The 12,415-nt window shown below is 58.8% G+C and carries 11 protein-coding genes; 2 read left to right on the plus strand and 9 right to left on the minus strand.

Annotation, left to right across the window (positions count from 1 at the left end; all coding sequences use genetic code 11):
• Positions 1–119 precede the first annotated feature (119 nt).
• The 8 genes from ACZ9DP_RS10780 to ACZ9DP_RS10815 form a co-directional block, all read right to left on the minus strand.
• Entirely contained in the window at positions 120–1,118 is a 999-nt protein-coding gene (locus tag ACZ9DP_RS10780; RefSeq protein WP_476201602.1) for a L,D-transpeptidase family protein, read from the minus strand.
• A gap of 839 nt (positions 1,119–1,957) precedes the next feature.
• Entirely contained in the window at positions 1,958–3,118 is a 1,161-nt protein-coding gene (locus tag ACZ9DP_RS10785; protein ID WP_476201603.1) for an alpha-hydroxy acid oxidase, read from the minus strand.
• Between the two features lie 1,167 nt (positions 3,119–4,285).
• Positions 4,286–5,110, minus strand: coding sequence for a hypothetical protein (locus ACZ9DP_RS10790; RefSeq protein WP_476201604.1), 825 nt, complete (start codon positions 5,108–5,110; stop codon positions 4,286–4,288).
• A 92-nt stretch (positions 5,111–5,202) separates the two neighbouring features.
• Positions 5,203–6,120 carry a homocysteine S-methyltransferase family protein gene (locus ACZ9DP_RS10795; protein ID WP_476202260.1) on the minus strand — a complete coding sequence of 306 codons (918 nt, stop codon included), beginning with the start codon at positions 6,118–6,120 and terminating at the stop codon, positions 5,203–5,205.
• A gap of 201 nt (positions 6,121–6,321) precedes the next feature.
• Positions 6,322–7,011: an ABC transporter permease gene (locus tag ACZ9DP_RS10800; protein ID WP_476201605.1), complete on the minus strand. Its 690-nt coding sequence runs from the start codon at positions 7,009–7,011 to the stop codon at positions 6,322–6,324.
• A gap of 12 nt (positions 7,012–7,023) precedes the next feature.
• Entirely contained in the window at positions 7,024–7,749 is a 726-nt protein-coding gene (locus ACZ9DP_RS10805) for an ABC transporter permease (protein WP_476201607.1), read from the minus strand.
• 25 nt (positions 7,750–7,774) lie between these two features.
• On the minus strand, positions 7,775–8,548 hold the full coding sequence (locus ACZ9DP_RS10810) for a transporter substrate-binding domain-containing protein (protein WP_074071396.1): 774 nt from the start codon (positions 8,546–8,548) through the stop codon (positions 7,775–7,777).
• A gap of 45 nt (positions 8,549–8,593) precedes the next feature.
• Positions 8,594–9,376, minus strand: coding sequence for an ABC transporter ATP-binding protein (locus tag ACZ9DP_RS10815; protein ID WP_476201610.1), 783 nt, complete (start codon positions 9,374–9,376; stop codon positions 8,594–8,596).
• Between the two features lie 173 nt (positions 9,377–9,549).
• Here ACZ9DP_RS10815 and ACZ9DP_RS10820 point away from each other — a divergent pair, with 173 nt between their 5' ends.
• The gene (locus ACZ9DP_RS10820; RefSeq protein ID WP_283073999.1) at positions 9,550–10,035 is read left to right on the plus strand and encodes an Lrp/AsnC family transcriptional regulator; all 486 of its coding nucleotides are present in this window, start codon (positions 9,550–9,552) and stop codon (positions 10,033–10,035) included.
• A 46-nt stretch (positions 10,036–10,081) separates the two neighbouring features.
• Here the strand turns inward: ACZ9DP_RS10820 and ACZ9DP_RS10825 are convergent, their stop codons facing one another.
• Positions 10,082–10,753, minus strand: coding sequence for a transporter substrate-binding domain-containing protein (locus tag ACZ9DP_RS10825; protein WP_476201612.1), 672 nt, complete (start codon positions 10,751–10,753; stop codon positions 10,082–10,084).
• Positions 10,754–11,013: 260 nt separating this feature from the next.
• Between ACZ9DP_RS10825 and ACZ9DP_RS10830 the strand changes: the two genes are divergently transcribed.
• Positions 11,014–12,177: an IS110 family RNA-guided transposase gene (locus ACZ9DP_RS10830; RefSeq protein ID WP_476200710.1), complete on the plus strand. Its 1,164-nt coding sequence runs from the start codon at positions 11,014–11,016 to the stop codon at positions 12,175–12,177.
• The last annotated feature ends 238 nt before the right edge of the window (positions 12,178–12,415 follow it).

A 12,415-nucleotide genomic window follows, 5' to 3' on the forward strand; every position in this document is an offset into this window, starting at 1 on the left:
GCCGTGAGCCAAGCACTCGTCAAAAGCGGAAAGACCGGCCAAAATCCGCGACCGAGCAAGGGTGGCGCTCATTACCGCCAGTCGCACGGTTTTTTCGACCGACCGAAATGCCATACGCTTCACTTAGGAGCGGCCGGACCTTGATTGACGAATTCCACCACGACTCCTGGCTTGACCATTCCGGCCAGCTCTTCGGCGTCCCAGTTCGTCAGACGCACGCAACCGTGCGATCCAACCTTGTCGATGAGTTTTGGTTCAGGCGTCCCATGTATTCCATAAGTCGGCTCGGTCAGGTCGATCCAGACGCTGCCGACCGGACCGTTCGGCCCCTTTGGTATCGTCAAAACCTTGTTATTCTTCCCCTGCCTGAAGTTGAGCCTTGGGTCGTACCTGTACGCTGGCATCCTCGCGACGCCTTTCACCTTGTGCTTGCCCGACGGGGCCGGATTGTCTTCGCTTCCGATCGTCGCAGGATAGACTGCAAGCAGCGATCCGTTTTCGGCATAGGCCAGGATCTGCCCTGTCTTCTTGTTGGCCTCGATCCTCTCGACCTTTCCTTCTTTCGGAGGGCCGGGCGTCACGACCCAAACCGTGTCACCAGGAGCGAACCGCGAAGAGAGATTAAGCGCTTGCATAAGGCCGACGTCCATGTGAAACCGCTCGGAAAGCTTCTCGGCAACACTGGTGTATCCAAGGCTCTGCATCTTCGCCTTCTCGTCGTAATCTTCAGGGATCTTGTCGACGAGGCCCGTGGCATCCTCTGCCGAGACGACGTAGCTCTCAACGATGGGCGAATTGCCTTCCAAGCGGGCGACCACCTCCGGATCCGGCTTACCATCGACAACAAGGCTGTTCATCATCTCGAACCCGGCCACGGCTTTGCGGACATTCTCGCCGTAGAAGCCGTCGATCACACCTGGAGACGAGCCCGCGCGGTCGAGCAGGACCTGAAGACGCACGACCGCTGGATCTGGATCGGTAGGCGCCTTAGTCGGCCTTTCTGCAACGATGGAAGCAATCGAAGCGGCATCGATGGCTTCGCGCCGAAGTTCCTGCGCGCCAACACCACCAACGGTGAAGACCAGAGCGAGCAGCGACATCGGCAGGGCTGTTTTCATGGACAACAAATGGCCGATACCGGCAACTTGTTCCACAACGCTGCAGGGCCTGGTGCCTTGATAATGCTAAGAAAGCTGCCGAGCGGCATTGACTATCGATGGCTGTCTAGCTGCATGCAGGTTGTGAGGCCTGGAAAAGCGAGCGCTGGCAGTTCTCGCATTTCGAAACCCCAGGTCGGCTGGTAGCTATTTCTATGAACGAAGCTCAGCCGCGGCGGTGTGCCGCTCGACATCGATACTTCCTTCCTCCGCTTTATGAAAAAAACGAGGAAAAGACGAGCCAGCCCCTCAGCGGTCTGAGAGGAGGACGCATGCGAGTAGGGAATTGGTAACGTGACAACACATGCAGCCAAAGGGGCGGATCCGATGCAAGCTGGAACCAGAGGGCAAAGCTAGTGCCGGGACCGCTACGAGAATCATGGAGGAATAAGCTGGTCCATCCGCCGGGTCGGGGAGGGAATAGTCGACCCCACACATCGCATGGAGGAGCAAGCTTTTAGCTCCCGAACAGGTGGCCTTGCCGCCGTTTCTGGGGCATCTTCCCTTGAAGCCAGTCAAATGGATTGGAGGTCGGCTGATGGTCGCCATCATGTTTGATCGCGTCTCAACTCTGCATAAGCGCAGATGTTCCGCTATCGCCACTGCACATGCATGCGGTCCGGCACCGGCAGATCGACCGCGCTATTCGCATCTTGCGTCTCGACGGAACCGACGCCGCGCCTATCCCCGCAGCAGGTTTCCACGATCAGGAAGCCGCTTTTACAAACCCGCAGGCAGGATGGGTCGTTTGCGGCACGGGCGAAGTCGCCAAAACTTGAGCGAGTTGGTTGCTGGTCAATCTAATATGGGAGGTTTTGACGGAAGCGCAGGTTCTGTCTTGTGAGCTGATCGACGGACGTGCATCCCATAAGCGTCATATCGCGCGCGATTTCGCTACGCATCAAATCCAGCGCGCGTTCGACGCCCACTTGCCCCGCGGCGGCGAGCGGAAATAGGTAGTATCGACCTAGGCCGACAGCTTTCGCGCCCAATGACAATGCTTTGAGCACATGGGTGCCACGCTGAACGCCGCCATCCATCATCACGTCGATCTTGTGGCCGACCGCGTCGACGATTTCGGCGAGTTGGTCGAATGCGCTACGCGAGCCGTCCAGCTGGCGGCCGCCATGGTTGGAGATCACGATGCCGGTACATCCTATCTCGGCTGCTCGCTGAGCATCCTGAACCGACATGATGCCTTTCAAGCAGAACTGTCCATCCCAATGCTGCACCATTTCGGCGACATCGGCCCATGAGATCGCAGGATCCAGCATTTCCGTAAAATAGCGGCTGATCGACATGGCGCCGCCGCTCATGTCGACGTGGCTGTCGAGTTGCGGCAGACGAAAACGTTCATGCATGAGATAGTTGATGGCCCAAGCCGGCCTGACCGCGAACTGGGTGAGGCCGGCGAGGTTCAGTTTGAACGGAATCGAAAAGCCCGTGCGCTTGTCGCGTTCGCGATTGCCGCCGGTGATGCTGTCGACGGTCAGCATCATCACGTTTACGCCGGCCTGCTTGGAGCGTGCCATCATTTCCCGGTTCAGGCCACGGTCCTTGTGGAAATAGAACTGATAGACTTGCGGCCCGTCGCTGATCTGACGCGCTTCTTCTAAACTGATAGTTCCCAGTGACGACACCCCGAACATAGTGCCGTATTTGGCTGCTGCTGCAGCCACCGCCCTCTCGCCTTGATGATGAAACAGCCGCTGCAGCGCCGTCGGCGAGCAATAGACTGGCATTGCTAGTCTTTGGCCCATGATCGTCACCGACATGTCTACATCGCTCACGCCGCGCAATACGTTAGGCACCAGGTCGCAGTCACCGAAGGATGTCGTATTGCGACGATAGGTGACTTCGTCGTCAGCCGCACCGTCGATATAATTGAAGATCGGCCCGGGGAGGCGCCGCTTGGCCAATTGGCGGAAATCATGGAAATTATGGCAGTTCTTCACATTCATATTCTAGCTCTGGTATCTTGAATTGCACTGACGACCGAGCTCTGATTTTCGCCCATTCAATCGTCGTCGGGATGTCTCGGTTCCATCCTCCACTAAGCCCAGGACGTTCCATTGCCCTAGAGTTCGACCTTGTGTCTCGATGAAGGGGTAGAGGGTGCCGCGTTCGATGGCAAGTTCCTGCAAAGATCGGAAACGGGATATGTCGCGTTGTGACATGGCGGCCTGGACAAGTCGTCCCTGTGCTTTGGATACCTACGGGGGAAAGATAAGTCACCTATATTTGCGTCCGACGTTGTGGGTTGTAGACCGACAATCGTAGGTTCTCCGATGACTACACCTCCGGTGCTGCCTACCAACTCATCTTCCGCAAGCCTTTTCGTCAGTTCTTGCGTGCAGGCGCAGAGATGTGCGATTAAGGCGCTTTCACTGAAGAGTGCGCTTTACGTGATCGCGCGGGGCTGTCTGCCCGAAATTCCCGGGAGTTGAAGCACCGTTTGGATAGAAGGAAGACGGTAGCAGACTTATCAGTATCCGCAAATGTCCGCGCAAGCCGCGCTCCCGTAGTAGTCACGGTAATACTCAGAGAACGACGCCTCTGGTGGTGCCGGAGGATCACGGGGGGCTTCGGCAATTACTTGATCCAGCGACTGCACGACAAGGTAATGCAACATATCGGGTTCTGGCTCACCCGCCAGCTTTGCAGCGATCTTGCCGGAAGAGAAAGGGCGCTCCACGACTTCATCTCGGAGCGCCCGTAGCATGCGGTCGACGACGTTTGCGGCGGAGGTCGACAGCAGGCACCGACAAGATGAAGAGATTCGGAACGGATAGGCAACATGGGATCGGATTTGGGGACCATATCATGCGCTGACTGATTGCGTTATCCACCGATTATCCACAGCTTGTCCACAGCAATGGCGACGACGACCGCAGCAAACTTCAATGACATTTGCGTGACGGAAATCACAACACACAATGCTATGTGACTGTTGGATGACACTATGCATTTGTTTGTCGGCTTCGATACAAACCGAGGCCCCGCTGAGATAGACTCGGCCTCTCTCTTGAGCGCGTGGCGGCGAACGCTCGGAGGCGGAGGGCGGTGGGCAAACATGAGCGCCTACCGCCTTCTTTTTGACGACGGCCCCTCGCCTGGATCCGCCCAGCTCACATGGCGAGCCTGACAATTCCATATGGATTGAACCTGAACTCGTCCACGTCGTAAGTTGAATCAAAGGAAAGGGTTGCATGGCGTATCTTAAGTGTCGGCTCGAGCCCCCGCTTCGCGATCTCGTCAGCGACCGCATCCATCGTGGCGACAGCCTGCCTTTCAGAGCCAACCGGTTCCGGCACATACACTTCCGGAAGCCCCACGAGATGAAAACCGACACTCTCAAAATATCCCCGAGCTGATAGCGGGCGTTTCGCAAAAGCCAGGCGTCCGACCCGCTGTTGAGCCAAAAGGTCGCCGGCCTTGAGCGCTTCGGCTGCTTGGCGTATCAGTTCTCTCCATCGATCAAGCCCATTGGGCGACCAGCGCTTTTCTCCCTTCACGGCAACCGCCCCTGCGTCGATCAACCGTCCGACAAGGCGCGCGGCTGCCATCGAAACCTTCACCGTCTCCACCTGGTGATTGGCGACGCCTTCCTCGTCTGCCGCGTTCCACGCTCTAGGTTCGACCCGATCCCAGCACACGGCGAATGACTGCTCCATACGATCATCCGGCTCGGCCCGAGAATAGTCCTCGTCAACGCTGAATCCCGTGGCGAAGTCGCGGATGGCCTGCGATGCCGCACCGGACAAAGGCGTCAGGTCGCGCTCCTTGCCGAGAAAACAGAGAACATGCCGGGGCGTGACTGACGATCCTTTCGCCTCGGTTTGCGTCGTTGTTTCCCCGTCAGACGAATCTCGACCGAATTCCTGCGCCGACGAAGGTTTCCAGCCGATCATGGTCCACATCGATCCCAAAAGCACGCGACGCATAAGATTCAAGGTATATGCCTCCTGATCGGTCGTACACTCATCACAGCCTCGGCTTTGTACTTAGGAAACCTGCGACACAAACGCGGCTTTGCAGCATTCGCTCATACAGATTCACCCGCCAGGGTCTGCTTAAGGCGATGGATATGCCTGGCACCAATGCCGCAACAACCGCCGATTATTGTTGCACCGGCCTCCGCCCAAGAACAGGCAAAGCGCGAATAGCCATCATCGTTCAGATCGTTGCGGGTAGTATGGAGGCCTTCATTCGCGCCGGAATCATTTTGCTCCCCTTCGAAGGCATTGGCATAGACACCGATCTCTACCGTGGAGCCCCTAGTCTTAAATGCACGAGATGCTGTTTCAACCGCCGCCCGCATGACTTCTGGCTTGCTGCAGTTGAACAAGAGCGCCTGCGCGCCAGACGAGGCTGCCCAATGCGCCGCATCGTCGACCCGCTCGCCGGAACGCAGCTTCGGTTCACCTCCTTTTACTTGTACCTCGTCATCGGCCAGCGTGAACGAGATCCAGAACGGCTTCCCGTTTGCGGCGACTGCAGTGCGCACAGCCTCGCCCTCGGCGATCAGGCTGAGGGTTTCCCCTAGCCACAGGTCCACAAAGGGGCTGAGCTGTTCAACTAGCACCTTGAGATAGTCCTGGACCCGCAAAGGATCAAAGTTCTGGGGTTCGTAGGACCCGAAGATTGGCGGCAGCGAACCAGCAACCAGGACTTTCCGATCCTTGACGGCATCGGCGGCTTTGCGTGCCAATTGGCCTGAGAGCGCGATTAGCGCCGCCCCTTCCTTCTGAAACCGCTCCTCGCCGATGTGGAAAGGCACCAGCGCATAGCTGTTGGTGGTGACGACGTCCGAGCCGGCGGCGATGAATTCCTCGTGGACCTTTCGGACAATGTCTGGCGAATTGACTAGCGCCAGTGCCGACCATTCCGGCTGCTTCAGTTCGGCACCGAGGCGCAGGAGTTCGCGGCTCATGCCGCCGTCGAGAATGCACAGTCTGCTCATGGATAGGTCTCCGTAGGGGAATTGAACCAAAGCCGGCCGCAAAGCCTGGCCGCGAGTGGGCGATGATGTCGTCCGCAGTTTCGAGCCGATCGACAACCGGAAGCGTCTCTGGCGGATGGCCTTCCAGCACTCATTTCTGCCAGCACGGCGAAACAAGTCCGGAAAGGTGTGGAGTCATGACCGTTCATTTCCGCGTTGGCGTTAGCGTCGCGATGGCACCTGCGCCTCGAGGAGGCGGAAGGCGCGAGCGATGATTGCCGTGAGAATGAGATAGAAGACAGTAACGACGATCAGCGGCTCATAAACGAGCAGCGTGTCCTGGCGCACCTTGCTCGCCACCGCGTAGAGATCCATCACTGTGACGGTAAATGCGAGCGGTGTCGCTTTGAGCTGCATGACGATTTCGCCGCCAATTGTCGGCAATGCGATGCGAATGGCCCGGGGCAGCCATATGCGCCGGATCAGAGTGAAGGGCCGCATGCCGAAGGCGCGGCCCGCTTCCAACTCGCCCTTGGGCACTGCGAGCAGCGCGCCGCGCAGCACTTCCGCCTCGTAGGCGGCATAGTTTAGCGTAAAGCTCACGGCCGCGAAGAAGAAGCCCTCACGCAGGACGGGCCAGAACAGGCTCTGACGCAGGCCTGGGATCATTGGCAGCAGCGAACCGACGCCGTAATAGAAAAGCCAGAGCTGGATGAGCAGCGGCGTGCCGCGGAAGAAGGTGCAGTAGCCGCGAGCGAGATATTGCGTCAGCGTGCCGCCGCTCACCTGCGCGAAGGCGAGGCCGATCGCCAGGACGAATCCGAAGACGACCGAGATCACCAGCAGCAGCACCGTCTGCGCGGCGCCCGCCAATAGGAGCGACCAATAGGTGGCTATCCACGAGAAGGTCATGCCGTGTGCTCCTTAGGCAGGCTTCGGCTGTCCGCGCCGCACATGGCGCTCGATCAGGTTGAAGACGATATTGGAGACGAGCGTGAGAGCGAGATAGAGAAGCGCAGATGCGAGGAAGAAGATGAAATAATGCTTGGTGCTCGCGCCAGCCAGGCGAGTGGCGAGCGCCAGTTCCTGATAGCCGACGACGGCAACCAGCGCGCTGTCCTTGGTGACCGACATCCACAGATTGGCAAGGCCCGACAGGGCATTTGGCAATAATGCCGGCAGGATGACTCGGCGGAAACGCAGCATCGGCCCCATGCCGAAGGCTTTCGCCGCGTCGATCTGACCAACGGGGATGGCGAGGATCGCGCCGCGCAGCACTTCCGTCATATAGGCACCCTGCACGAAGCCGAGTACGGCGACGGCGACGACGAAGCCGTTCACTTCGATCGCAGGCAGATTGAGCCCGGCCAAAAGCCGGTTGAGGCCGTCCATTCCCGCATAATAGAGCCCGACGATCAAAATCAGTTCCGGAATGGCGCGGATAGCTGTCGTATAGACATTGAGCAGCAAGCCGAGCGGCCTGTTGCCGGAAAGCTTGCCAAGCGCGCCTCCCGTCCCGAGCAGAATGCCGATCAGGAAAGCGCCGGCGGAGATGGCAATCGTGGAGGCGGCACCGACAAGCAGGGTTCCACCCCATCCGGGCGGATAGGGGGAAAGCAGGTCTAATATGCCTCGTGGTTCGGTTGCCATCGTCCGGCCGGATCCGGGATCGAGGTCAGTTCGTACCGTAGATGTCGAAGGCGAAATATTTCTTGGTGATTTCACCGTACTTGCCGCTGGCGCGCACGGCGGCGATCGCAGCATTCAGCTTTGCCTTGAGCTCGGAATCTTCCTTTCGCAGGCCGCCGGAAACGCCGGCTCCGAGAATCTCCTCGTCGTCGGCGACGTCACCCATCTTGACGCAGCAATCCTTGCCGGCGTCGCTTTTCAGGAATGCATCAAGGGCAAGGGAATCCCCGAACACATAGTCGATGCGGCCGGCGGCAAGATCCTGGAATGCCTCATCCAGGGTCTGATAGGTCTTCTCGTCAGCGACATCAGCGAAATACTTCTTGTAGTATTCCGATTGGATGGTTGAGACCTGAATGCCGAGAGTCTTGTCCTTCACGTCATCGGCCGTCGCGCCCGGCTTCTGGTCTTTTGGGCCGATCAAGGTGCTCGGCGTGTTGTAATACTTGTCGGTGAAGTCGATGACCTTCGAGCGCTCTGCAGTGTTTGACATCGACGACCAGATGACGTCGAACTTCTTGCTCTGCAGCGCCGGAATGAGCCCATCCCAGGAGACCTCGACAACTGAGCACTTCTCCTTCATCTGCTCGCACACGGCGTTCATCAGGTCGATTTCCCAGCCCTGCCACTCACCGGAGGCATCCTTGGCGAAAAAGGGAGGATACGATTCGTTCATGACGCCAAAACGGACTTCAGCCTGAGCCGTGATGGCAGAAATGGCAAGCGTGGCGCCGGCGAGCAGCAGGGGGAGCAGTTTCATTCGTGGATTTCTCCTGTTTGGGGGTATCTGTGACCAAGCGGCGGATCAATGATGGGCGAGCATGCCGGTAAATTCCCGGCAGCGGGCACTGAGTGGGGCGTCGAAGATCTGCCGAGGCGATCCCTCCTCCTCGATCAGGCCCTGATGCAGGAAGAGAACGTGGCTTGAGACGTCGCGGGCAAAGCGCATCTCATGGGTGACAATCAGCATTGTGCGGCCCTCCTCGGCGAGCTCGCGGATCACCTTGAGCACCTCTCCGACCAGCTCGGGATCGAGCGCCGAGGTCGGCTCGTCGAACAGCATGACGGACGGATCGACACAAAGCGCCCGGGCAATGGCCGCCCGTTGCTGCTGGCCGCCGGAAAGAAAGGCGGGGTACGCGTCGCGCTTGTCGTAGAGCCCAACCTTATTGAGGAGAGCGTCCGCCTTCTCGATGGCCTCGCGGCGAGCATATCCCATGACCTGGACCGGTGCTTCGATGACGTTCTCAAGAACCGTTCGATGTGCCCAGAGATTGAAGTTCTGGAAAACCATGCCGAGGCCGGTGCGCAGCCGCTCGATCTGCCGCCAGTTCACCGGCTGCATCTGCCCGCTGCGGCTGTGTTTCAAAGCAATTTCCTCGCCGTTCACGACAATGCGGCCCCGATCCGGTATCTCCAGCAAATTGATGCAGCGCAGGAATGTACTCTTCCCGGAGCCCGACGAACCGATGATCGAAATCACGTCGCCTTTACGGGCCGTTGTCGAAATGCCCTTGAGGACTTCATGTGGGCCATAGCTCTTGTGAAGATCATCCACACGAAGTGCCTGGATAGACGGTTTTGTCATGCGCGGTACCGGTTCAAATAATGTTTGGAGAATATCGCGGATAGCTGCGGTTTTTGCGCGCAAATTCTGATTGTTTTGCATTTATTAAGCAGAAATCTGTTTCTAATGCGTTTAATATGACAGAACACCGGTGTCGCCGGGTAATTTCGCCGTTGGAAAGCGGAGGGAGGAGCATGGAAAGATTGGATGGCTTTGATCGCGATATTCTCGACATCATTCAGCGCAATTGTCAGCTGACGGCGGAAACCATCGCCGAAAAGGTCGGGCTTTCGACCTCGGCGGTGCAGAGGCGGCTGAAACGCCTGCGCGAGGACGGCATCATCAAGGCAGAAGTAGCCGTCGTCGATCGCAAGGCGACGGGCACACCGATGGTGTTCATCGCCGGATTGGAGATCGAGCGTGACAACTACGATGCGCTAGCGAAGTTCCGCCTTTGGGCGGAAAAGCAGGATCACATCCAGCAAGTTTACTACGTTACCGGAGCGGTGGACTTGATCACCATTATCACGGCCCGCGACGTCGAACATTATGACGACATCGCGGCGCTGATCATGAAAGAAAACCCGCAGATCCGGCGCATGCACACGAATGTAGTGCTGAGGGACGTCAAGTTAGGCCTATTGGTTCCGCTGAGCGCTGCCGATGATCCCAGCAGATGAGTGCGGACAATACTCTTTTCGTCCGCTATTACGCAGCAGAGATTCCTTACTGCATTGCCGCGTCGAGTTTCTCTTTCCACCCACCGCTTTCCAGTTGCTTGCGCATGAAAGTGTCCACCGCCGCCTTTAAGGCGGGGTCTTCGCGCAGCAGATAGGCATTCTGGAAATGCGTGAACGGCTCTTTGACGGCGACCGGGCACAAGACGCTGGCATGCAGCTTGGACTGCAGGTCCACCTCCACGCCGTCCGTGACCATCACATCGGCCCTGCCCGACGCAATCTGGTCAAAAATTGTCTTGTTGTCGGGAAACACCTCGATCGACGCCTCGTCGAAATGCTCGTGGGCGAACTTGTCGTTGGTCCCGCCCGGATTGACGATCACCCGCACGGAGGGCCGGTCGATCGCATCAAGCGTGGTGTATTTTTCCTTGTCCTCGCAGCGGGCAATCGGTCGCTTTCCGTCGGTCACATTGGGCACCGAGAAGTCGCCCACTTCGTCACGAGCGGCGTTTACGGTAATGCCGCCGAGTGCGATGTCGAACTTGCCGGCCTTGAAATCGTCCAACATTGTTTTCCAGGTAGTGGTAACGAAGTCCGCCTTGACCCCGAGATCGGCGGCAAGATCCTTGGCCATGGCGATGTCGGCACCCGTGAGGGTGCCATCAGCAGCTTTGTAGCTGAAGGGCTTGTAGTCGCCCGTCGTGCCGATCTTGATCACGCCAGCCTTCTTGATTTCCGATAGAGCGTCGTCCGCCGCGAAGGTCAGTGCCGATGTCAGGCTCCACGCCACCACCAACGAGGCCGCAAAACAGGTTCGCTTCATGGTTCCTCTCTATAGACATTGTTTCGGTTGTTGCAGCGGGATTGCCGGCTAGTCGCGCGAGATTACTGACGCAGCCAGATCCTATGAGGAGGTGGATAGCGGTCCGCGCTGTGGCAAAGTGAGGCTCGCTAAAACATCTCACACTGGAGGCCAGCATGCCGGTTGCAGCACACCACCCCGAAACGCCGACCGCTATCCACACCGATCTTCGCGCAATTTTCGTCTCGATGGAACTCTCCCGCTCGAAATGGCTGGTCACCTCGCTGTCGCCGGGTGGCGGCGAGAAGATGTCCAAGTACTGGGTGGAGGCCGGCGACATCGCCGCCCTGCTGGAACGGTTTGCCGAACTCAACAGGAAGGCCCAGGCGCGGACGGGACGATGCTTTCCGATCATCGTCATCCAGGAAGCTGGGCTCGACGGCTTCTGGATCCACCGCGTGCTGGAGGCGGAGGGGATCGAGAGCCACGTCGTCGATCCCGCCTCGATTGCGACCTCGCGCCGGCGGCGGCGGGCCAAGACCGACAAGATCGATGGCGAAGCGCTGGTGCGCGCGCTGCTCGCCTATAAGCGGGGCGAGCCGCGCGTCTGCGCCATGCTCAGGGTACCGACACCCGAGGAAGAGGACCGCCGCCGCCTTGCGCGAGAGCGCAAGGTCTTGACCAACGAGCGCGTAAGGCACGTCAATCGCGTCAAGGGCCTGCTGTTTGCCCAGGGCGTGTCCGGCTACGAACCACTGCGTCGAGACCGGCGCAAGTGCCTTGAGGAACTGAGGACCGGCGACGGGCGTCCGCTGCCTGTCCATCTGAAGCGGCAGATTGGCCGCATCCTCGACCGGCTGGAACTGCTGATCGAACAGATCAAGGCGATCGAGGCTGAGCGCGACGCCATGCTGGCGGCCCAGCAGGGTGCTTCATCGGCGCCGACCATGCTACTCGCTCTGAAAGGTATCGGACCAGAGTTTGCCGCCGTGCTGTGGTCGGAAGGCCTGTCCCGCCACTTCGACAACCGGCGACAATTGGCTGCCTATGCGGGCCTGGTCGCAACACCGTGGAAGAGTGGGGCGATTGATCACGAGCAGGGCGTGTCGAAATCCGGCAATCCTAGGCTACGAACGACGCTCGTTCAGCTTGCCTGGCTGTGGGTGCGCCATCAACCGCAATCGGCGCTCACCCTATGGTTCAAGGAGCGGGTGAAGCAGAACAACGGGCGGCTGAAGAAGACGCTGATTGTGGCGCTTGCTCGCAAGCTGCTTGTGGCGATGTGGAAATACATCAATGCCGGCGTCGTCATCGAGGGAGCGGCCATGACGACCGCCTGATGCGTTAGCCATCAAACTGAATTCTGCCATCTTCCGGGACCTGATCAGTCCCGGCGGATCCAGGTGGGACGAACCGAACAAACCCTTGGCTTGAAATGCCGCCTGTCCAGAAGGGTTTCGTCCTCCTGAGCCCTTGCCCCGTCGCAAGCGGGATGTTGGTGCGCGCTGTTTCGAACGGCGACCGTATATAAGGTGGATCTGGCTCGGACAAACGGGCCGCGTCATGCCATCGGGCTCA

It is taken from the genome of Rhizobium sp. USDA 4016, assembly GCF_056279705.1.